Raw genomic sequence first — 20,325 nt, 5'->3', positions numbered from 1 at the left:
CTGGCACGTCCGCAGCGAAGGCGCCCGCACAGTCCCGCAGTCCGGGTTGTCGTGCACCCCGGAGCCGGTTTCAAGCTGGCGCAGTCAGGTCTAACGGTTGGTGCCGAGGTCGGCGGGCACGCTCAGCGCTTGGGCGATCGGGCCGCCTACCTCGCGTTTGGCAAGGTAGAAGTTCGCGTTGTGCGGGTGGGTGCCATTGTCGACGGTATAGGTGGTTTCGAGGACCCCGTCGATGCCGGGAAATCGCCGTTGAAGGTCGAGGTCGGCGGCGACGAGATCGTCGCGGTCGGCGACGTTGACCCAGCGCCGCACTGGCCGCGCGCGGAGACACCGCCCGCGCGCGCCGGCTCCTGGACGACATCGGACATCTCGCTGCCGGCGACGGCTCCTACTGGACCGGCCACAACTACGCCACCGACACCGTCTGGCCCGAAGAACGCACCACCTGGACCGCCGGGGCCGTCCTGCTCGCGCACGCAGCCGTCAACGGCGCGTCAGCAACCCTCGCTACGTTCCGGGAATCGCGCGCTCCGTGATCTCCGGACAAACCGGCAAGCACCTCGCCCAAGTCGCACCCCGGCAAGTACTGACGCAGCGGATTCCGAACCGCGAGCCCTGTCGATTTCGAGAACTCACGTCCGACAAGCCGCGGTGCGTCAATTCCTTCGACCCACCGAATGCCGACCGCATCATGTCGGCACGATCCACCTGCTCAGACGAGCCAACGCACGCGGTTGGCGTACTGACACCTCGCCCGGATACTTCTACGGTGATTCCGCAGAGGAGGGGCGGCCACCGGCCCTGCCGGAATCGGGCAGACGCCGTTCTGCCCCGGACCCTGGCTTGCTGCCAGCAGCGAGATGGCACGATGCGAACAGAGTCCCACACCGTCGACCTGTCCCCAAGCGGTTGTCCGGCCCCGCCGCGCCGCGATGGAAGCCCGAACTCGTTCGTCGAACGCGGGCTCGGCCTGTCGGGCACCGGCGCTCAATGCGGGCTGCGACGGCTCCGGTAGGCCGCGACGCTGGCCCGGTGCGCGCAGTTTCGGGTGCAGTACTGCTTCGAGCCGTTGCGCGACAGGTCAACGAAAGTGGCTCGACAATTCAGTCCGGCACACACGCCGAGCCGAGCGGGACCGAGCGTGGCGATCACGGAGGCCAGTGCGCTGAGCGTGGTCGCGGCAAGGTGCGTCGAGCGGCGGTCGGCGCCGGAGGTCACCTCGGTCCACCAGCGGTCGCCCTCGTGGCGCAGCACCGGCGTGGCGCGGCTGCGGCGCAGACCGTCGTTGATCAGGGCCGCGGCTTCGACCGCGTTCGCGCTCGACCGTTCGAGCACCTCTCGCACCGTCTCGCGCAACGCGCGGACTTCCGTCAGGTCGGCGTGGGTTAGCTGCCGCGGGACGGTCCCCGGAGGTTCAGCCGCGGGATGGGCGTCGAGGAAGTCCTGGAGTTGCTCCAACGTCTCGAGCGCGTCTTCTCCCTTGACCGGCCGCAAGGTGTTGGCCAGGTCGACGGCCGTCTGGACCGCCACCGGGTTGTAACACGCATCCTGCATTTGACGTGTCTCCTCGTTGGCCCGTAGCGTTACACTCAAATGAGCTTTCGCATGTCACACCATACCCGGCAGAGGCCGCCGCGGACGGTCCCTGCCGGACGGGCGCCGGACGGGCGTCGGATCGGGCTGACTTTGGGCATGCTGGTGCTGCCGATGTACGTGGCGCTGGGAGCGCCGTCGGTGGCACTGCCCGCCATCGGGCGCGCGCTCGCGGTGCCGTTCGGGGCCACCGCGTGGATTCTCGCCGCGTGGTCGCTGACCTCCGCGCTCGCGATGCCGGTCGCGGGCCGGCTGCTGGCCCACTGGAGCCCGTTCCAGGTCCTCGTCGCCGGGGTCGCGACGCTCGCCGCGGGTTCCGCGCTCGCCGGAACCGGGCCGACGCTGTCCGTCGTGATCGTCGGCCGGCTGATCGGCGGCGCCGGGGCGGGCGCGACCGTGATCGCCGTCTTCGCCGCGGCCACCGCTCTTCCCGGGCGGCAACGGATCCGCGCGCTGGGAATCATCGCGGCCGCTAGCGCGACGGCGTCAGGGTGCGGGACGCTGTTGGGCGGCGCGGTGACCGCCTGGCTTGGGTGGCGTGCTGTGCTCGCGATCCCGGTCCTCGCGTTGCCCCTGCTTCTGGCCGCATTGCCGAATAGGCGCGCGCTGACGCGGAGCAGCGGCGAGCGAAACGGCTCGAACGGGCGGCTCGACATCGTCGGCGCGGCCGTGCTGTCGGTGCTCGCTGGCTCCCTGATTACGTTGCTGCAGGCGCATTCGGTCGGCCTGCCCGCTGCGGTCACGCTCGTTGTGGCTGCCGCCGGGGCGCTCGCCGCTGCGGGACTGTGGTGGCGCGTGCGAAGCACGCCCGACGGGTTCGTGCCTCGGCGGGTGATCGCCTCCCGCGGCTTCCTGGCGGCTGGGCTCATCGGCGGGACAGTCTTCGCCGGCTACTACGGGGTGCTGTTCCGCGCGCCGTCTCTGATCGAGGAGGCCACCGGTGGCGGTCCCCTGGAAGCCGGCGTGCTCCTGGTCCCTGCCGCTGTCTGCTCGGTGCTGGCCGGGCGACTGGTCGGCGCCTTGACCGACCGGTTCACCGGCTGGCAGATGTCGGCCGGGCTCGCGGCGCTCACCGTCGTAGGAGTGCTCGTGGTCGCGGCCTTCGACGGGCCGATCCCGGTTGTCGTCGGTACTGCGTTGACCGTGTGCGGGTTCGCCGGTGCCCAAGCCGTACTGGTGAACCTCGCGCCGGACCTGGTCGCCACGGACGATCGTGACACCGCGCAGGGCCTGTTCAACTTCATGACCGCCTTGGGCGGCGGGATCGGTCCGGCCGCTGTCGCGGGTCTGTCCGGCATCGTGCCGGCCCCAGTGGCCCTCGCCGTGCTCGCGGCACTCCCCCTGGCCGGGCTGGTCCTCAGCCTGACCCGACGCCCCCAGCCGATCCGATAACGCCTTGCGCAGTAAGGAGTCTCGCCATGTCCGCCGAGCCATTCAAGGTCAGCGTCACCGAAGCCGAGATCGCGGATCTGCGTGAACGGCTGCGCCGGACGCGGTGGCCCGAGCGCGAGCCGGTGGACGACTGGTCGCAGGGGTTGCCGCTGGCTTATGCGCAGGAGCTGTGCCTCAGCTGGGCCGAGGACTACGACTTCGGGTTCGCCGAACGGCTAAACGCCTTCCCGCAGTACCGCGACACGATCGACGGGCTGGGCATCCATTTCCTGCACGTCCGCTCGCCGGAGCCGGGCGCGTTTCCGCTCGTGCTCACGCACGGGTGGCCGGGTTCGGTGCTGGAGTTCCTGGAGGTCCTCGGCCCGTTGACCGACCCGCGCGCCCACGGCGGGGATCCGGCGGACGCGTTCCACGTGGTCGCGCCGTCGTTGCCCGGGTACGGCTGGAGCGACAAGCCGTTGACGACCGGATGGGGCGTCACCCGCACCGCGCGCGCCTGGGACACATTGATGGTCTCGCTGGGCTACGACCGGTACGGCGCGCAGGGCGGCGACTGGGGTTCGGCGGTGTCCGGCGCGCTGGGCGAGGTGGCTCCCGAGCGGGTCGCCGGCGTGCACCTGAACCTGGGATCCGTGGCAGCGGGCGCGTTCGACGACCCGACGCCCGCGGAGCTGGCGAATCTCGAGGCCGAGAAGGAAATGCAACGCACCGGCCGGGGATACTCGGCGCTCCAGGCGACCCGGCCGCAGACCCTCGGCTACGGCCTCACCGACTCCCCGGCGGGCCAAGCCGCCTGGATCGCCGAGAAGTTCTGGGCGTGGACGGACAACGACGGCCATCCCGAGGACGCCGTGCCGCGGCAGAAGATCCTCGACGAGATCTCGGTTTATTGGTTCACCGCGTCGGCCACGTCGTCGGCGCGCCTGTACTGGGAGAGCTTCGCCGGCTTCCGGGACAAGGTGACCGCGCCGTCCGGGCTGTCGATCTACCCGCGCGACATCACCCGCCCGTCGCGGCGGGAGGCCGAGCTGCGGTTCACCGACCTGCGCTGGTTCGAGGAACTGCCGCATGGCGGCCACTTCGCCGCGCTGGAGCAGCCGGCGTCGCTGGTCGAGCAGGTGCGCGGGTTCTTCCGTTTGTTTCGCTGACTGTCAACTCAGCTGTCGCTGTGTGACGGCGCAGAGGTCAGGGCATCCCATCCGGCCATCGCGCAGGTGATCACCGCTTCCAACTCGGTGCGGTCGGCGCCGTCACGGGCTTGCACGGAAAGTCCTTGCACCACCGTGGTGTAGTAGCGCGCCGCGGCGTCCAGGCCAGCATCCGACAGGTGGAGATCGCCGTCGGAGACACCGCGCGCGAGCCGCTCCCTGACCGCCGTGAACTGCGAGCGCCGGATGTCGGCCAGGAACTCGCGGACGGCATGGTTCTCGACCGCTCCGGTGGGCGCGGCGAGGATCAGCATGCAGTAGTGCGGCGCGTCGGAGTGAGTGATCTGGTCCGCGGTTGCCCGCAGCATGGCGTGGATCGCGGCGCGAGCGGTCGGATGCTCGACCAGGGCGCGCCGGGGCGGTCCGCCATAGGTAGTCCCGTAAAGCTCCATGACCTGGCGGAACAGGTCCGCTTTGCTGCCGAAGCAGGCGTAGAGGCTGGCCGAGGCGATCCCGGTCGCCTTGGCGAGGTCGCTGAGCGAGGTGCCCTCGTAGCCCCGTTCCCAGAACACGTCGAGCGCCTGCCGCAGGGCGGTGTCGGGGTCGAACGTGCGAGGCCGGCCGCGAGTGGTCATCCGGGTGCGCCTCCGTCATTGTTTGTCGGTCGACAAAGTTTATGTTGACCCGCCGGAGCGCTCGTGACAAGGTTTGTTTATCGATCGACAAACAAATCGGAGGGCGACCATGGCCACGACTCTCGAGGACACGACCGTGCTGGTGACCGGAGCGAACCGCGGCATCGGCAAAGCGCTCGCCGAGGAAGCCCTCGCGAGAGGCGCCAAACGGGTCTACGCGGGCACCCGGCAGCCCTTGAACCACCCCGATCCGCGGGTGACGCCTCTCCTCCTGGACGTCACCGACCCCGCGCAGATCCAGGCGGCCGTCGGCGAGGTCGAGGCGCTGGACATCCTGATCAACAACGCCGGCATCATGCTGCCGGACGCCCCGTTCGACCCCGCTGTGCTTGAACGGCACCTCGCGGTGAACCTTTACGGCTCCAACGCCGTGACCCAGGCCTTCCTGCCCGCGCTGGTCAGCTCGCGCGGGGCGGTCGTCAACCTGTTGTCCTGCGTCGCGCTCGCTCCCCTGCCGATGTTCACGTCGTACTCGGCCTCGAAGGCGGCGGCTTTCTCCTTGACCAAAAGCCTTCGCGCCGCGCATGCCGGGCAGGGCGTCCGGTTCCATGCTGTGCTCGCCGGTCCGGTCGACACGGACATGACCCGGGAACTCCCCATCCCCAAAGCCTCGCCGGAAGCGGTGGCGCGAGCCGTCTTCGACGCGGTGGAGAAGGGAGACGAGGACATTTTCCCCGATCCCGCAACGACTTCCTTGACGGAAGCCTGGGCCGCCGGCGCCGACAAGATCCTCGAACGCCAGTTCGCGCAACTCGCTGCCAGGACCTGAGCTGCCGCCATCCCGTGAACTGCTTTCGACGATCTGGCAAGGAGAACGAGGACATGCCGAGCAAGGAATGGTCCGAGTTGCGCGAGACGTTCGCCGCGTGCGCGCCCAAGGCCGTCGCCGCGACCACGGCGGCCGTCCTGGCGATCGACCCCGGCATCGACCTGGGCGGCGCGGACCTGTTCCACGGCCTCGCCAAGGAGCCGACCGACGTCACCTACGAAGAAGTCACCGCGGCCGGTTTGCCCGCGCTCTGGGCGAACCCGCTGGGGTGCGGCACCGGGCGCGTGCTGGTTTATTTCCACGGCGGCGGCTTCGTCAGCGGTTCGAAGGACAGCTACCGGAAAATCGCCGCGCATCTGGCCAAGGCGGCCGGCGTCCGCACCCTGATCCCGGACTACCGGCTGGCCCCGGCGCACCCGTTCCCGGCGCAACTCGAGGACGCGCGCTCGCTCTACGACTGGCTGCTCTCCCAAGGCTGTTCGCCGTCCGGGATCGCGTTCACCGGCGACTCCGCGGGCGGCAACATCGCCACCAGTGCGGCGCTCTCGCTGCACCGGGACGGTTTGGCCGCGCCGGCGGCGATCGTCGCGTTCTCGCCGTGGTACGACATGGAGGCGAACGGGCCGACATTCGAGTCCAACGCGGACGTCGACGTGGCCATCTCCCGGGAACTGGTGCACAGCTTCGCGCCGATGTTCCTCGACGGACAGTCCCCGGCCGATCCCTTGGCCAATCCGATGCACGCCGATCCGGCCGGGCTTCCGCCGCTGTTTCTGACCTGCGGCGGCGACGAGACGTTGCGGGACAGCGTGGAGCGATTCGCCGCGCTGGCCGGGAAAACCGGCGTCGAGGTCGCCTTGCACGTCGCGGACGGCATGCCGCACGTCTATCAGCTGCTGGCCGGACGGTTGCCCGAAGCCGACGCCAGCATCGCCGAGGCGGGCAAGTGGCTGCGCGGCAAACTCGGCGACTGAAACAGGGTCCCCCGTCATGCGATTCGCGATCTCCCTCCCGCAAACCGTCCAGAGCGGTTCGTTCGATCCGACCGCGATGGACACTTTCCTGACGCACGCCGAAGAACTCGGGTTCGACAGTGCTTGGACCGGCGAGCAAGTGCTCGGCACGCAGCCCCTGCTCAGTCCGCTGGAGACGCTGGCCTACGCGGCGGCTCGCACCCGGCGGATCCGGTTGGGGTGCGCGATGCTGGTCGGCCCGCTGCACAATCCGGTGCACCTGGCCAAAACCGTCGCGAGCGTGGACCAGCTCAGCCAGGGCCGCCTCGAGATCGGGCTGGTCGCCGGCGGCCCGAATCGCATGTTCTCCGCGTTCGGCGTCGACCCCGCCGGCCACGTGGCCCGGTTCGGCGAAGGGCTGCGGCTGATGGAGCAGCTGTGGACCCGGCCGCGCGTCGATTTCGACGGCCGGTTCTGGCAGTTGCGCGACGCCGCGATGGAACCCAAGCCGGTCCAGCAGCCGCATCCGCCGGTCTGGTTCGGCGGCAGCCACCCCAACGCGCTGGCCCGCGCCGTCCGGTCCGCGCACGGCTTCATCGGAGCCGGATCGTCCACGACCGCGGCGTTCGCCCGGCACGCCGAGATCGCCCGGGACCAGCTTCGGCGGCAACAACGCGACCCCAGCAGTTTCACCCTCGCCAAGCGGGTCTACGTCGCCGTCGACAACGACGGCGACAAGGCTCGCGAGTGGATCGCCGACGCCCTCGAACGCAGGTACGGCTACTTCGGGCTGACTGGCCTTGCCGCCGTCCCGGTCGCCGGCACGGTCGACGACTGCGCGGCCGGCCTGCGCGAGGTCGTCGCGGCGGGAGCGCAGCTGCTCCTGCTCAATCCGCTCTTCGACGAACTCGGCCAGATGCACCGGCTCGCCGCCGAGGTGCTCCCGAGGCTGGCTTAACCCCGGCCCCAGCAAGGCAGGTCGACTGCCAATTGTTGTCCGCCCTCGGCCTCTTCGCGCACAGCTTCAGCAAATGAGTCACTCGTCGTCTTCGTCCTCGGGAACCGGGTCGCCGATCCGGTTCAGCTCGACCCACAAGGCCCGGACAGGGCGGACCGACCCGTCTCCGGTGACCGTCATGCGGTAGATGCCGGGGCCTTCGGGGAGGGTGTACGGGCCATGGGCGCCGCCGGTGATCTGGCTGACGAGCACGTCGTCGACGGGGAGTTCGATCGTGACGGTGCCGAGCGCGTCCAGGCCCGCCGGAGCGTCGGCGGTTCCGAAATGGAGGGTGACCGGGTCGAGAGTCTGGCCGGTGCGCAGGTAAGCCGCGTACTCGGTCGCGACCACGACCGCGGCGGGGTCGGCGGACGCCGGGAAATCCAGGACCTCGAATTGGCTGCCGTAGATGCCGATCATCCCGTAATCGGGATACACCTCAAGGGAAGCGGGCAGTGGTGTCATGAACAGAATTGTGCCCGCGCACGTTGCGGCCGGGATCGCCGCTCGGTGCGGGCGGCGAGGGCATTGTCCCCTCGCCGCCCGCGCCGAAGCCGGTCTGTTCGGTCATTCGCGGTGGCGGCCCCTGGCGTAGCTGTAGGACTCCAGCACCACCCGCCAGACGATCTCGATCTCGTCCCGGTCCCGAGGTCCGTACACGAGCTGCGTGTTCTGGATCGGGTGCGGCACTCCCCAGCCCGCTTCGGTCACCAGTTTCTTCGCGATCGGCGGGAGGGTCAGATGGAGACTGCCGTCCTGCTGCGGGTGCAGGTGGGCGAATTCGCGGCTGTGCTTGATGAACGCGTCGTCGGGGCCGGTGCCGAACTCCGGGGCCAGGTGGATCGCCCTGGCCTCCGGGTAGGGCACGTGCGTCGGCGCGAGGTAGACGCCGGCCAGGGAGCGCATCCGCTGCCACAGTTCCTCCTGCAGCGTCGTCGGAGCGATCTGGTTGAGCTGGCCGTGCGGGACCGGGCCGCGGGTGCGCGGGGCCGGGCCGTCTCGGTCGGGGATCTCGAACATGGTTTCCTCCAGAGTGGTTCAGACCGGGCGGGTGCTCTGGTAGCGCCTGCCGTGGTAGACGAGGGGGTCGCCGGGCCGGGTGGCGGCGGCGCGGACCTCGCCCAGTAGGAGGCCGTGGTCGCCGGCGTCGACGGTTTCCCGGCGGCGGCATTCGATGGCGGCCAGGGCGTTCGGGTGCAGGAGGGTGCCTTGGTCGCCCGGTTCGAAGCCGGTGCCGCCGAAGCGGTCGGCGCCGGGCGTCGCGAACAGCGCGGCGAGTTCGGTTTGCTCCGCGGCCAGAACATTCACGCCGAACCGCGAGCAGCGCGAGAAAACCTCGTAGGAACTCGACGTTTTCGCCTGGCAGACAAGCAACAACGGCGGCCGCATCGACACTGAGGTCACCGAGGTCGCGGCGTATCCGCGCGGGGTGCCGTCGTCGTCGAGCGCGGTCACCACGCACACTCCGCCCGCCAGCGCGGACATCGCGTCCTTGAACTCGTCGAGCAGTGCCGTGGTCATCGGGCATCACCCGCCGGAGCGGGGACGGCAGCAGGCTTGAGCCATTCGCCGTCGGGGGCGCCGAAGCCGTGTTCCAGGCGGAAAACCGTGCGGCCCCTCCGGATCGTGCGCGCGACGCGGCCGGTGAACATCCAGCCCGCGTACGCCGTCCAGCCGCATTTGGCTTGGACGTCGCCCGGGCCGAACGACCAGTTTTCCGCCGGGTCGAACAGCACGAGGTCGGCGTCCAGTCCGGGAGCGATCGCGCCCTTGCGGTCGGAAACCCCGAACAGCCGGGCGGGTTCGGCGGCCAGCACCCGGGTGACGATCGGCAGCAGTTCGTCCGGCGTGGCGTCTGGAGCCCGGCGGCACAGCCCGGTGTACAGCGCGGGGAAAAGCTCCTGCACCCCGGGCAGCCCGGGCGGGGCGTCCGGAGCGGCGACCGTCTTGTCCGCGAACGCGTGCGGCGCGTGGTCACTGCCCACAGTGGACACTTCGCCGCGGAACACCGCGTCCCACAACCGGTCCTGGTCGGCCTGTTCCCGGATGGCGGGGCTGAGCCGGATGCGGCAACCGCAGCGGGCGGTGTCGTCCGCGGTGAAGGACAGGTGGTGTCCGGTCGCTTCCCAGGTGACCGGAAGTCCGGTCGCGCCTGCCGCGGTGAGCAGATCGGCTTCCTCCCGGCTGGACACGTGCAGCACATGCGCCGCGGTGCCGTGCCGCCGCGCCAGCTCGATCAGCTTGGCCACGGCGACGATCCCGCCCGAGCGCGGCCGGAACCGCTCGTAGTCGCGGTAGGTCGCCGGGGCGCCCTGCCACTGGTCGAGCAGCGCGAAGACGTCGTCGTCCTCGGCGTGGAACAGCAGCCGCAGGCCCTGCCGTTTCGCGACGGCGAACAGCTCGTCGAGCCGTCCGGGATCGCGCAGCACGTGCGGCGCGGTGTGGTGCCCGGTGAGGAACGCCTTCGCGGTCATCGCCTCCGCCGGTTCGAATGTCTCCAGCGTGTCAACGGCTTCCGGGTCGACACCTGCGTGGAAGCGGTAGTCGACCAGGCTCGTGCCGTGGATTTCCGCGTCCTTCGCGCGGGCGTCGGCCGGGGTGAACGTCGCCGGGCGGGTGTTGGGCATGTCGAACACCGTGGTGACGCCGCCTGCCACCGCGGCGCGCGACGCGTGCGCCCAGTCCTCTTTTTCGGTCAGGCCCGGCGTGCGGAAGTGCACGTGGGAATCGATCAGCCCGGGCAGGACGTGCCGTCCGGCGGCGTCGATCTCCTCGGCGCCGGATACCGTGCTCCCGGCGGGCAGCACGTCGGCGATCTTCCCGCCGGTGACGGCGACGTCGGCGAGGCGGACGCCGCCGGGGCCGGTCACCCGGCCGCCCCGGACGACGAGGTCGTAGTTCTTCACGCGGCCCATGGCAGGCTCACCAGCTCTCGGCTCAGGTCGTTGGTCGGGCCCATCAGCGCGACGGCGCGGGCGTCGCGGGCCATCCGGTTGATCGGGTTCGTCACCACGTATCCCGCGCTGCCGAGCAGCCGCGCGATCGCGGCGACGACTTCCTCCGCCGTCTGCGAGGCATGGATCTTGCTGTGCAGCGTCACCTCGCCCGGGTCGGCGCCGTCGCGGCGGCCGGCCCGTTCGACGAGCGCGCGAGCGGACTCCACCTGCCCGCGCAGGTCCACCAGCCGGTGCCGGACGGCCTGCAGGTCGAGCAGCGATTTCCGTTGTGCCGCTTGAAAACCGAGGTCCCACGTTGCTTCGGCGATCCCAGCCGACACCGCGCCCAGGGTCGCCCCGGACTGCCGGACGCCCGCGATGATCGTGCTCGCGGTGTCGCGCGGCCCGAGCAGCGCTTCCGGTCCGAGGCGGCAGTCCTTGAGTTCCACGAACCCGGTCGCCGACGCGCGCATGCCGACCAGGTCCAGGCTCAAATCCGGCTCGATGCCCGGATTGGTCGCGGGCACCAGGAAGAAGCTCTGCCCGCCGGATCCGTACGCGGCCTCGTCGGACTCCCCCGCCGGCGTGCTCTGCGCGAGCACCAGGTAGATGTCGGTGATCCCGGCACCGGTGGTGAAAGCCTTGCCGCCGCTGACTGTCCAGCTCCCGTCCGGCATCTCGTCGGCGACGGTCGAGAGATTCTTCTTCGCCGCGCCAGCGCCGGACTCGCTCCACGCGGACGCGGCCAGCCACTCGCCGGAGGCGAGTTTCGGCAGCAGTTCTTCGCGCTGGGCATCGCTGCCCCATTCGGCGATCCGGCTGCACACGGCTAGGTGCTGGAACGCGATGATCGCGGTGGAGGGATCGTGCCGTGCGATCCGCGCGATCATCCGGTTGCCCTCCAGGGCATCCGCCCCGGCTCCGCCGTACCGGCGCGGGACGACGAGGCCGGGCAACGGCGAGTTCCGCAGCGCGGCCAGCACCTCGGGGGCCGGGCGACCGGCTTCGTCGGCCGCCGCGGCGTGCTCCGCGAGGACGTCGACCAGTTCGTCGACGCCGAGGCGCGCGGGGGTGGTCAGGTCGACAGCAGACACGAATCCTCCTTCAGGGCATGGGGATCGAACGAATCGATGGTCACCGCGCCGGTGAACGACACCGCCTTTTCCGGGACGCTGACCCAGGACAGCTCGCTGTCCCGGTCGTGGCCGGACACCGCGGCGTCCGAAGTGGTGCAGCCGCCGGCGGTGCGAATGCGCAGCGACGCGGTGCGCCGGGTCTCGCCGCCGGCGAGCTGGAACGGGATGGTGCCGCGGATCCGGCGGGCCGCGCCGAGGCAGACGGCTCCGGTCAGCGCGAGCGTCGGATGCCAGGACGGCACGGAGACCGCGCGCGCGGCCAGCCCGTTCTCGCCGTCCGGCAGGACCGCGGCCACCTTCGGGAACGCGCCGTCGACGGGATAGCCGTACTGCCGCGCGGCCGAGCGGCGGATCGCGCTCATCGTGCGGAACAGCGGCTGCCCCGCGGCGAAAAGCTCCTCCGGGGTGTCCACGCCGAGGTCGTGGCCGGACAGGAACAGGTACGGGTTCCCGGCCGAGACCGCGGAAACCCGGATCGTGCCGTCGTCGAAGGGCAGGTCCGTGGTGGTCTCGCCGAACGGCAGCAGGTGCCCGAGCGGCACCGCGGGGTGGTTGAGGAAGTGTGCGGTGAACGTCGTCCGGTCGCGGACGCATTCGTCGACCTCGCACACCACGTGCTCGTCGTTGTTGAGCACGCGCACCCGGACGCGGTGTTCGGGCGCGAGCCTGCCGATCCAGCCGAGTCTGCTGGCCACGACGACCGACGAGAGCACCGAGTGCCCGCAGCTGCCGCGGAAGTCGAACCGCACCGGATCGCCGGGAATGACCTGCACGAACCGGTAGTCGAGGTCGAACAGCGGATGCTCGGAGACCGACACGAGCGCGATCTTCGTGACCGCGGCGAGGCCGTGTTCGGCGAGCCAGGCGACGCCGTCGGACAGCGCGCCGGCGAGGGCCTCCTCGGACGTCGGCAGCCGCTCGGCGGGCAGCACCAGCGTGGAACTCGGGCTGCCGTGGGCATGGGCGATGTGGGCGAGCATCAGGCCGCGCTCCTTTCCCTGGCGCCGCCGCTCACCAGCTGCTCGCTCCAGATCCGGTGGATGAGCAGCGACCAGATGGCCAGCGCCGATTCGTCGTTCGGCCGGGCGGCCTGCGCGTCGAACAGCCCGGCCACGGCCTTCGGATCGAGCTGCCCGCGGTCGGCGAGCGACGGGCCCGAAAGCATGTCCCGGGCATAGCTGTGCAACGGCTGCCCGGCCGCGAGCATCGAGGTGATCGGCAGCGTGAACGGCTGCTTCGGCCGCTCGAGCACCGAATCCGGCACGAGTCCCCGGCCAGCCGCGTAGAGCGCGCGCTTCACCTCCCGGCCGCGCACCCGCTGTTCGGCGGGCAATCGCCGGGCCAGCCGGGTGACCGAGCGCTGGCAGAACGGCAACCGCACCTCGACCGAATGCGCCATGCTCAGGTGGTCGACGCGGCGCAGGTGATAGGCGGGCAGGCGTTCGTCCACTTCGAACTCCGTGATCGCGGCCAGCCGGTCCGGCCCGGCACCGCGCAGCCGCCGCGTGATCCGCTCGGCCTCAGTTCCGTTGCGCCGCAACAGGTCCCGGTATTCGTCGGTGTACAGCCGGTCCCGCAGCGCGGCGGGCACTGCCGCGAGCGCTTCGACGTATCCGTTCGGCCAGTCTTCGGCCCCGGCCACCGCGTTGCTGATCCGGCGGTAGCCGCCGAAGATCTCGTCCGCGGCGTCCCCGGAGAGCGTCACCTTGAACCCGGCGTCGTGCACGCCCTGGAACAACAGATAGGTGCTCAGCGTGATCGGGTCGGCGTTCGGCTGGCCAAGATGCCACACGACTTCACCGAGCAGATCCGGGAACATCGCCGGGTCCGCTTCGATCTGGTGATACGTCGCGCCGCTGCGGGCGGCGACCTCGCGGGCGTAGGCCTTCTCGTCGAACGGCCAGTCCCCGGTGTAGGCGATGTTGAACGCGTGCACGTGCGGGACCTTCTCCGCCAGCAACGCCGTCACCAGGCTCGAATCCAGTCCCCCGCTGGTGATCGTCGAGATCGGGACGTCGGCCAGCGCGAGCCTGCGGGTTTCGGCGCGCAGCGTGTCGCGCACCCGGCTGCCCGCCTCGGCGAGATCGCCGCCCTCGACCGGGAACGCGCCTTCCGCGCGCCGCGAGATCTTCAACCCGCCCGAGCGCGTGTAGACGGCGGTGGCCGCCCGCGGCAGCACCCGGACCCGGTCGAACATCGTCCGCTCCCCGAAGGGCGTTTTCGTGGTGAGGTAGCTGTCGAGCCCCTCGTCCCGCTGCTCCCATCCGACGCCCGGGACGCTCAGCAGAGCCGGCAGCTCCGAGGAGAAATACAGCTCGCCGCGTTCCGGGTTTTCGTGGTGGTACAGCGGTTTCATGCCCGCGTCGTCGGTCACGAGCACGAGCTTCGGCTCGGCTCGCAGGTCCAGCACCGCGATGGCGTACATCCCGTCGAGGTGGTCGACGAAGTCCAGGCCGTACTTGTGGTACAGCGCCGGGAGCACGTTGCCGTCGCAGTGGTCGTGGAAGACGTAGCCGGCCGCGTGCAGGTCGCGGCGCAGCACGTCGTGGTTGTAGATTTCGCCGTTGAAGACGACCTGGATCTCGCGGCCGAGCCGGTAGGGCTGCTCGCCGCCGTCGAGGTCCACGATGGCCAGCCGGTTGTTGCCCAGCGCCCAGCCTTCGCCCGCCGCGCTGAACCGGGCATCCGGGCCGCCGTGCCGCTGCAGCGCCGAAACCGCGCGCAGATGGTGGTGCGCGAGGCTCCCGCCCAAGTGTCCGTAGATCCGGCACATGACGACTACTTCACCTCCGCGGAAACGCCCGCACGGGCGTAGAGGACAGGGTCGAACGGAGTCGGGCCGCCGCACGTGGCGAACCGCTGCGCGGCCGATTCCGGATTGCGCGTGCCGTGCGGCACGCCGGGGGCGGCGAACAGCACGTCGCCGGGAGAGACGTCGTGCCAGCGGTCGATCAGGTACATCTGACCGTCGCCTTCGAAAGCGATGAAAGCCTCTTCGCTCTCCGGGTGCTGATGGACGTTGAAAGTCTGGCCCGGGTCCTGGATCCCGCAGTGCAGGCAAAGCCGCGCGCTGCCGGTTCCGGGCCAGAAAAGGAAATTCATGACGGCGGTCTTGTCGTCGGCGGCGACCTCGCCGGTGCCGCTGAAGCCGTGCAACTGCGTTTCGGTGTTCCACAGGTCGTTGTCCAGCCGCGGCGCGGTACCGGCGGGTTCGTTGCCCGCCAAGCGAGTTCGCCACACGTAAGCGGTCAAGCCGTCGTCGCCCGCTTCGAGTTCGAGCGTCCGCCCGGTCGGCGAGTGCAGGGCGGAGCCGCGGGCGACCTCCGTGCGATGGCCGGTGACGTCGCCGTGGCCGGAGCCGGCGAAGACGACCGCCACGTTCTCTTCCTCCAGCGCCCAGCCGAGGCGCCACGCCTTCCCGGGCGCGACCTCCACGACGAGCAGGGTGACCTGGTGCGCCCCCAGAGCCGGGCCTACGGGCTCGGCGACGCGGCCCCAGTCGAACGGCGAGAAGACGAAGTCCGCGGCGCGGACGATCGTTCCCTGAATCTGGTCGACAAGCATCCCGTATCCAATCAGGTTGCCGATAATTGCCCAGTGACGGAAGCCGAATTGATCAACGCGATTCAATTCCGCGTTTCGCTTCCGGTGGCGACCGTACTAGCCGGCCGCAGTCCGCCGCAAAGCGCTCCGCGGGCCGGAGAATTGGCGCAAATTACGCAGCGGTCATTGACTGTATCGATCCAGTAAATTTCCCGCTCCGCCAAATGACGCAACCGGGACGTCCACGGGCGCGCCCGGGAAGCCGGACATCCACCGGGGAATTTTCTTGTGAGCGTCGCCACAGTTTAAAGCCGCGAAACATTGATCCGACCAGGACAGATTCCTGAAAGCCATTGCAGCATAAGCACAACAGCCGACTCGCGACCACATCGGACAGTCGGGATCTCCTGTGAAACCGACGCTGGAGACGAGCCCCGAGCAAACACTTTCCGACATGCCGCGCATGATCGACAAGGGAACCAGCAGACCGCCAAGGGCCTTCTTTTCAGCATGAAAAAGAGGCGACCATCCTTGCGATGATCACCTCTTGGCACGGAAATGGAGTTATTCCGGAATGGCGTTCAGCGCGGTGTCGACAACCTGGCCCAGCAACGTCTTGTCGCGGCAGACCGCACTCATCACGCGCAGCCCCTGAATCATCGTCACCAGGAAATTCGACAACGCGGGGATATCGGCCCCCGGCGGCAGCTCGCCCATGCTGCGGGCCAGGTGCAGCGTTCCGTAGAAGGAGTCCTGCAGCGCGGAGATCGCGTCGCACACGATCCGGTTGGCCGCCTCGTCGTGCGGCACCCGCTCGGTGATCGCCATGACCAGCAGGCAGCCCGGCCTGCCCGGCTCCTCCAGCGCGTCGTCGATGCGGCCGAGCAGCAGGTCGCGCATCACCTGCCGGATCGGCACCCGCTGCATCAGCGATTCGCGGGTGGCGTCGGTGGTCTGCCGGACGTACCGCTGCAGCGCGCGCTCGTAGAGGCCGTGCTTGCTGTCGAACGCGGCGTAGAGCGAGCCGCGGCCGAGCCCGGTCGCCTCGGCGAGATCCTGGATCGAGGTGGCTTCGTAGCCCTTGCGCCAGAAGACCTCCATGGCCTTCTGGATCACCTCGTCGGTGTCGAACTCGCGAACTCGGGGCATGTCCCCAGCCTAAGGAACCTGGAACGAAAGGTCAACAATAGAGCGCACTATCTGGACTGAACGTTCAACAATAAGAATCGATGATTTTCGTTTTCCTTTGGCATACAAGGCTTCCGTCGCCTCAGACTCGCTTGATTGCCCGCCTATAGTTTGCCGACCGTTCCAGATTTGGTACGGTCGAGACGACCGCCGGATGCGGTCCGTGTGCGACCGGTCCCGGTGCGCACCCTCCTGTGGCCGGCGGCACCGAAGAGAAAACCGCACTCGCCAGACAAGGAGAGTTCTCATGCCTCACGTGCAGCGCCGGTCGTCCGTCAGCGACGAATTGGCCTGGCGGATCGTCCGCGCCGCCGACGAGGCCGCGAAGGCGACCGACAAGCGGTTCGCCCTCGCGGTGGTGGACGAAGGCGGCAATCTGAAGGCGTTCCTGCGCCAGGACGGCGCGAAGCTCAACGCCGTGCAGGTCGCGCAGGACAAGGCCTACACCGCGGCGTCCTCGGCGATGCCGACGGAGAAGTGGTCCGAGGTGCTCGACGCCGACCCGGTGCTGCGGACCGCCGCGCCCACGGCCATCGACCGCCTGGTCGGCATGGGCGGCGGCCTCCCGATCGTGGTCGGCGGCGAACTGGTCGGCGCGATCGGCGTCTCCGGCGCGCATTGGACAGACGACGTCAAGATCGCCGAGGCCGGACTGTCGGCGCTCGAGTCCTGACCATCGCCCGAACCCTCCGGGAGTCACGATGCCCATCGCCCTGTTCGTGCTCGGGCTGACGGTGTTCAGCCTGGGCACGACCGAGTTCATGATCGCCGGCCTGCTGCCGGAACTGTCCGGCGCGTTCGGCGTCTCCCTGCCGCAGGCCGGGCTGCTCATCTCGCTGTTCGCCGTCGGCGTCGTCATCGGCGCCCCGCTGATCACCGCCGCGACCACGAAGGTGCCGCGCAAATCGGCGCTCGTGGCGCTGCTCGTGGTGTTCATCGCGGGCGAGGTGCTCGCCGCCGCCGCGCCGTCGTTCGGCGTGCTGATGGCCGCCCGCGTGGTCACCGCCGTCGCGCACGGCTCGTTCTTCGGCATCGGCGCGGTGGTGGCGTCGAACCTGGTCGAACCGGGCAAGCGCGCCCGGGCCATCGCGATCATGTTCGGCGGACTGACCATCGCCACCATCGCCGGGGTTCCGCTCGGCACGTTCGTCGGCCAGCATTTCGGCTGGCGCGCGACCTTCCTCGCGGTCGCGATCCTCGGCGTGATCGACCTGGTCGGCGTCCTCGTGCTGGTGCCGCACCAGCCGCGGGCGGGCCATCTCGGCCTGCGCCACGAACTGGCCGCGTTCCGCAACCCCAAGGTGTGGCTGGCACTGGGCACGACCACGCTGAGCCAGGCGGCGCTCTACACCGCTTACACCTACATCGCGCCGCTGCTGACCGATCTCACCGGGTTCTCCGCCGGAATGGTGCCTCCGCTGCTGGCGCTGTTCGGCGTCGGCACGTTCCTCGGCAGCGTGCTCGGCGGCAAGCTCGCCGACCGCTCGCTGATGGGCACGCTGTGCGCGGGGCTGCTGCTGCTCGCGGTGATGCTCGGCGTGTTTTCCCTTACCGCGCACAGCAAACCGGCCATGATCGTCACGCTGTTCCTGTTCGGCGTCGGCAGCTTCCTGATCAACCCCGCGCTGCAGACCCGCGTGATGAACGAGACCGAAGGCGCGCCGACGCTGGCGAGCACGAGCAACATCTCGGCGTTCAACGTCGGCAACGCGCTCGGCCCGTGGCTCGGCGGCGTCGGCATCAGCGCGGGCGCCGGGCTGCTTTCTCCGAGCTGGATCGGCGCCGGGCTGGCCGTGGCCTCGCTGGTCGTCGCGCTCGGCGCGGTGGGCCTGGACCGCCGGACGGGAAAGGAGGTGAACAGCGATGCCGGTCGTGCACGTGAACTGGTGGAAGGGAGCCAGTGAGGCCGAACGCCGCCAGCTCGTCGAGGAGGTGACGGGCACTGTTTCGCGGCTCGCGAAGTGCCCCGAAGCCGCGGTCACGGTCATCGTCACCGACGTCGAAAAGGACCACTGGGGCCTCGGCGGGAAGCTCGCCGGAGACCTCTGATCAGAGGCCGGGACGGCTGTCCGTCCCGGCCTCCCCTTCCGGGAGGAGCCATGACCGGACGCGTGATCGGGCCGGAAGACCCGCGCTACGCGGACTTCACGGCAGGCGTCAATCAGCGCTACACCGCGAAACCGGCGTCGGTGCATCTGCCGCGGAGCACCGAGGAGGTCGCTTCGGCCGTCACCGGCGCGCGCGGGCGGCTCTCGATCCGCAGCGGCGGCCACTGCTTCGAGGATTTCGTCCACCACGAGGGGGTCGACGAGATCCTCGACCTCAGCGGACTGTCCGAAGTGGACTACGCGGACGGCCTCTACTCCGTAGGAGCCGGGGCGCGGCTGCAGGACGTCTACGAGCGGCTGTACCGCGGCTGGGGCGTGACGATCCCGGGCGGCATCTGCTACTCCGTCGGTGCCGGAGGACACGTCACCGGCGGCGGCTACGGCCTGCTGTCGCGGCGGGACGGGCTCACCGTCGACCACCTGCACGGCGTCGAAGTCGTGCTGGCCGACGGCCGGACGATCGTGGTCACCCGCGACTCGTCCGGGCCCGAAGCCGATCTTTTCTGGGCACACACTGGGGGTGGCGGCGGCTCGTTCGGCGTGGTGACACGGTTCTTGTTCCGTGCGCCGCTGGTGCGACCGCCGTCCGAAGTGCTCGTCGCGGCGTTGTCGGTGCCGTGGTCCGACCTCGACGAGCGGCGCTTCGCCCGGCTGCTCGGCGGCTACGCCCGCTGGCACCACGAGCACCGCGCGCCGGATTCGCCGGGCACCGCGCTGTCGAGCCTGCTGATGCTGAACCACCGCTGCAACGGAACCGTGGGCCTGGTGGCGCAGATCGACGCCTGCGCACCGGATGCGGACCGGGTGCTGAACGACTACCTCTCGAACGTGCTCGGCGATCTGGCGACGACCGGCTTCGAGCAAGCGGGCGAATTCGGCCCGATGCCCGGACTCTCCCGCCCGCGGCGGCTGCCTTGGCTACAGGCGACACGGTTTCTCGGCACGAACACGCCCGTGCTCACCGACCCGACGCTGCGCGGCGAGCACAAGTCGGCTTATGTCCGGAGCACCCTCCCGGAGTCGCAGCTGCGTACCGCCTACGAGTATCTGACCCGGCCGGACGTTACTAATCCGGACACGATGCTGGTCGCTTTTTCCTACGGCGGCGCGATTTCCGCAGTCGACCCGGCCGCGACCGCGGTGGCCCAGCGCGACAGCACGTTCAAGCTGCTGTACCAGGCTTTCTGGTCCACAGTGGACGCGGATGCCGCGAATATCGGCTGGGTGCGGGACTTCTACCGCGCGATGTACACGGACACCGGCGGGGTGCCGGTGCCGGGCGAGGTCGCCGAGGGGTGCTACATCAACTATCCGGACGCCGATCTGTCCGATCCGGACTGGAACACCTCCGGAGTCCCCTGGCACGACTTGTACTTCAAGGACAACTACGCGCGGCTGCAGCGGGCGAAGACGCGGTGGGATCCGGAGGACGTGTTCCGGCACCGGCAGTCAGTTCGGCCCGTCTAGCTCGGGACGAACCATGCGACAAGGGCTGCAGCGACCCGCTCCACAGCCCGAACCACCCGACAAGAGCCGCGGCGAGCCCTCCTTGTCCCGCCCCGCCGACGTGCTCCGGCACCACCAAATCAGTTCGGCCCGCCTAACGCGGACCGAGCCACCCGACGAAGGCCGCGACCAGCCGCTCCCCCGCCCTGCCCGACCGACATCCTCCGGCACCACCAGCCAGTCCAGCCCATCCAGCGCAGACCGAACCACCCCACGACAGCCGCAACAAGCCCCTCCGAATCGCGCCCGGCCCATGCCCTCCGGCACCGCCAACCAGTCCAGCCCACCTATCGCGCACCGAACCACCCGACGACGGCTCCGGCAAGCCGCTCAACGCCCCTGTCTCTTATCCCAATCTGAC

Annotated in this window: 21 protein-coding genes; 9 read left to right on the top strand and 12 right to left on the bottom strand. The window is 69.8% G+C overall.

Annotated features, from left to right (window positions below; all coding sequences use genetic code 11):
* Positions 1–90: 90 nt before the first annotated feature.
* Together D0D37_RS31875 and D0D37_RS31870 are read right to left on the bottom strand one after the other, a co-directional pair.
* On the bottom strand, positions 91–312 hold the full coding sequence (locus D0D37_RS31875) for a hypothetical protein (RefSeq protein WP_116204309.1): 222 nt from the start codon (positions 310–312) through the stop codon (positions 91–93).
* 675 nt (positions 313–987) lie between these two features.
* Positions 988–1,554 carry a CGNR zinc finger domain-containing protein gene (locus tag D0D37_RS31870; RefSeq protein ID WP_116204308.1) on the bottom strand — a complete coding sequence of 189 codons (567 nt, stop codon included), beginning with the start codon at positions 1,552–1,554 and terminating at the stop codon, positions 988–990.
* 51 nt (positions 1,555–1,605) lie between these two features.
* Here D0D37_RS31870 and D0D37_RS31865 point away from each other — a divergent pair, with 51 nt between their 5' ends.
* The gene (locus tag D0D37_RS31865; RefSeq protein ID WP_116204307.1) at positions 1,606–2,985 is read left to right on the top strand and encodes an MFS transporter; all 1,380 of its coding nucleotides are present in this window, start codon (positions 1,606–1,608) and stop codon (positions 2,983–2,985) included.
* A gap of 26 nt (positions 2,986–3,011) precedes the next feature.
* The gene (locus D0D37_RS31860) at positions 3,012–4,133 is read left to right on the top strand and encodes an epoxide hydrolase family protein (RefSeq protein WP_116204306.1); all 1,122 of its coding nucleotides are present in this window, start codon (positions 3,012–3,014) and stop codon (positions 4,131–4,133) included.
* Positions 4,134–4,141: 8 nt separating this feature from the next.
* On the opposite strand, the gene D0D37_RS31855 is transcribed toward D0D37_RS31860, so the two are convergent.
* Positions 4,142–4,768 carry a TetR/AcrR family transcriptional regulator gene (locus D0D37_RS31855; RefSeq protein WP_116204305.1) on the bottom strand — a complete coding sequence of 209 codons (627 nt, stop codon included), beginning with the start codon at positions 4,766–4,768 and terminating at the stop codon, positions 4,142–4,144.
* 109 nt (positions 4,769–4,877) lie between these two features.
* Between D0D37_RS31855 and D0D37_RS31850 the strand changes: the two genes are divergently transcribed.
* The 3 genes from D0D37_RS31850 to D0D37_RS31840 are packed head-to-tail and all read left to right on the top strand — an operon-like array spanning position 4,878 to position 7,508.
* Positions 4,878–5,597, top strand: coding sequence for an SDR family NAD(P)-dependent oxidoreductase (locus tag D0D37_RS31850; RefSeq protein WP_116204304.1), 720 nt, complete (start codon positions 4,878–4,880; stop codon positions 5,595–5,597).
* A gap of 53 nt (positions 5,598–5,650) precedes the next feature.
* Positions 5,651–6,571, top strand: coding sequence for an alpha/beta hydrolase (locus tag D0D37_RS31845; RefSeq protein WP_116204303.1), 921 nt, complete (start codon positions 5,651–5,653; stop codon positions 6,569–6,571).
* Positions 6,572–6,587: 16 nt separating this feature from the next.
* A complete protein-coding gene (locus D0D37_RS31840) occupies positions 6,588–7,508 on the top strand; it encodes an LLM class flavin-dependent oxidoreductase (protein ID WP_116204302.1) in 921 nt (306 codons plus the stop codon).
* Positions 7,509–7,586: 78 nt separating this feature from the next.
* Here D0D37_RS31840 and D0D37_RS31835 read toward each other — a convergent pair whose 3' ends face one another.
* The 9 genes from D0D37_RS31835 to D0D37_RS31795 all read right to left on the bottom strand — a co-directional run bounded on the left by D0D37_RS31835 (position 7,587) and on the right by D0D37_RS31795 (position 16,311).
* On the bottom strand, positions 7,587–8,012 hold the full coding sequence (locus D0D37_RS31835; protein WP_162834564.1) for a hypothetical protein: 426 nt from the start codon (positions 8,010–8,012) through the stop codon (positions 7,587–7,589).
* Between the two features lie 102 nt (positions 8,013–8,114).
* A complete protein-coding gene (locus tag D0D37_RS31830) occupies positions 8,115–8,567 on the bottom strand; it encodes a luciferase domain-containing protein (RefSeq protein ID WP_116204300.1) in 453 nt (150 codons plus the stop codon).
* Between the two features lie 18 nt (positions 8,568–8,585).
* On the bottom strand, positions 8,586–9,068 hold the full coding sequence (locus D0D37_RS31825) for a flavin reductase family protein (RefSeq protein WP_116204299.1): 483 nt from the start codon (positions 9,066–9,068) through the stop codon (positions 8,586–8,588).
* Positions 9,065–10,453, bottom strand: a complete 1,389-nt coding sequence (locus D0D37_RS31820) for a dihydroorotase (RefSeq protein WP_244223743.1) — start codon at positions 10,451–10,453, stop codon at positions 9,065–9,067. The genes D0D37_RS31825 and D0D37_RS31820 overlap by 4 nt, the downstream gene beginning before the upstream one ends.
* Positions 10,450–11,577, bottom strand: coding sequence for an acyl-CoA dehydrogenase family protein (locus tag D0D37_RS31815; RefSeq protein ID WP_244223742.1), 1,128 nt, complete (start codon positions 11,575–11,577; stop codon positions 10,450–10,452). Before D0D37_RS31815 ends, D0D37_RS31820 begins: the two co-directional genes overlap by 4 nt.
* The gene (locus tag D0D37_RS31810; RefSeq protein ID WP_116204297.1) at positions 11,559–12,599 is read right to left on the bottom strand and encodes a PrpF domain-containing protein; all 1,041 of its coding nucleotides are present in this window, start codon (positions 12,597–12,599) and stop codon (positions 11,559–11,561) included. The genes D0D37_RS31815 and D0D37_RS31810 overlap by 19 nt, the downstream gene beginning before the upstream one ends.
* Positions 12,599–14,392: an asparagine synthase (glutamine-hydrolyzing) gene (gene asnB / locus D0D37_RS31805; RefSeq protein ID WP_116204296.1), complete on the bottom strand. Its 1,794-nt coding sequence runs from the start codon at positions 14,390–14,392 to the stop codon at positions 12,599–12,601. The genes D0D37_RS31810 and asnB overlap by 1 nt, the downstream gene beginning before the upstream one ends.
* Before the next feature lie 5 nt (positions 14,393–14,397).
* Complete coding sequence (locus tag D0D37_RS31800) at positions 14,398–15,183, bottom strand: cupin domain-containing protein (protein WP_116204295.1); 786 nt, start codon at positions 15,181–15,183, stop codon at positions 14,398–14,400.
* A gap of 543 nt (positions 15,184–15,726) precedes the next feature.
* Positions 15,727–16,311: a TetR/AcrR family transcriptional regulator gene (locus tag D0D37_RS31795; protein WP_116204294.1), complete on the bottom strand. Its 585-nt coding sequence runs from the start codon at positions 16,309–16,311 to the stop codon at positions 15,727–15,729.
* Positions 16,312–16,597: 286 nt separating this feature from the next.
* Here D0D37_RS31795 and D0D37_RS31790 point away from each other — a divergent pair, with 286 nt between their 5' ends.
* The 4 genes from D0D37_RS31790 to D0D37_RS31775 are packed head-to-tail and all read left to right on the top strand — an operon-like array spanning position 16,598 to position 19,925.
* On the top strand, positions 16,598–17,023 hold the full coding sequence (locus tag D0D37_RS31790) for a GlcG/HbpS family heme-binding protein (protein WP_116204293.1): 426 nt from the start codon (positions 16,598–16,600) through the stop codon (positions 17,021–17,023).
* 28 nt (positions 17,024–17,051) lie between these two features.
* Positions 17,052–18,254 carry a Cmx/CmrA family chloramphenicol efflux MFS transporter gene (locus tag D0D37_RS31785; protein WP_116204292.1) on the top strand — a complete coding sequence of 401 codons (1,203 nt, stop codon included), beginning with the start codon at positions 17,052–17,054 and terminating at the stop codon, positions 18,252–18,254.
* Entirely contained in the window at positions 18,214–18,399 is a 186-nt protein-coding gene (locus tag D0D37_RS31780) for a tautomerase family protein (RefSeq protein ID WP_116204291.1), read from the top strand. Before D0D37_RS31785 ends, D0D37_RS31780 begins: the two co-directional genes overlap by 41 nt.
* Positions 18,400–18,449: 50 nt before the next feature.
* Positions 18,450–19,925 (top strand): FAD-binding oxidoreductase, encoded by a 1,476-nt coding sequence (locus D0D37_RS31775; protein WP_116204290.1) that lies wholly within the window; start codon positions 18,450–18,452, stop codon positions 19,923–19,925.
* The last annotated feature ends 400 nt before the right edge of the window (positions 19,926–20,325 follow it).

It is taken from the genome of Amycolatopsis circi, assembly GCF_003385235.1.
Taxonomy (GTDB): Bacteria; Actinomycetota; Actinomycetes; order Mycobacteriales; family Pseudonocardiaceae; genus Amycolatopsis; species Amycolatopsis circi.
Note: the sequence above shows the minus strand (reverse complement) of the source record. Positions and strands in the feature narration are given on the sequence as shown.